Genomic DNA, 648 nt, shown 5'->3' with positions numbered 1-648 from the left:
AACTATGATGGCTATCTGCAAACCGATGGTTATGGTGCTTATGATGGGCTTCATCTCGTCACCAATGTCGGTTGCTTCGCGCATGCTCGGCGCAAGTTCATGGACGCGAAAAAGCTTCAAGGCAAAGGCAAGTCAGGTAAAGCGGATAAAGCGCTGGCCAAAATCCAGAAGCTTTATGGGATAGAATCACGCTTAAAAGGTGAGTCTGCTGAAAAACGAAGAGCAGAGCGTCAAACAGACGCCAAACCGATACTCGATGAGCTTTACGAATGGATGACAACTCAACAAGTGCTTGAGTCTAGCCCGCTGGGTAAAGCGATAAAATACACGCTAGGCCAATGGCCGAAACTTATCCGCTATATCGATGACGGTCATTTATCGATAGACAATAACCGTGCTGAACGCGCCATTAAGCCGCTGGTTATTGGGAGAAAGAACTGGCTCTTCTCGACCAATCCCAATGGAGCTGAAGCGAGTGCGATGCTTTACAGTATCGTCGAGACCGCGAAAGCCAATGGTCTTATCCTTTACGACTATATGGTCAAGTGTATGAAAGAGCTGGCGAAAGCGGAGCCAGATATCGATGCGCTCCTGCCTTGGAACTTCAAACACTAGCAGTGTCGCCCCGTGGGATCATGGGGCGGATAC

At 49.1% G+C, this 648-nt stretch carries 1 protein-coding gene; it reads left to right on the top strand.

Annotation, left to right across the window (positions count from 1 at the left end; all coding sequences use genetic code 11):
• On the top strand, window positions 1-615 hold a 615-nt coding region (tnpC, locus tag QTN95_RS20930), incomplete at its 5' end, for an IS66 family transposase (RefSeq protein WP_331418889.1).
• Between the last annotated feature and the right edge of the window lie 33 nt (window positions 616-648).

The sequence above is a fragment of the Vibrio sp. M260112 genome (assembly GCF_036533775.1).
GTDB lineage: Bacteria > Pseudomonadota > Gammaproteobacteria > Enterobacterales > Vibrionaceae > Vibrio.
This window is presented reverse-complemented; position numbering and strand designations above follow the sequence as displayed.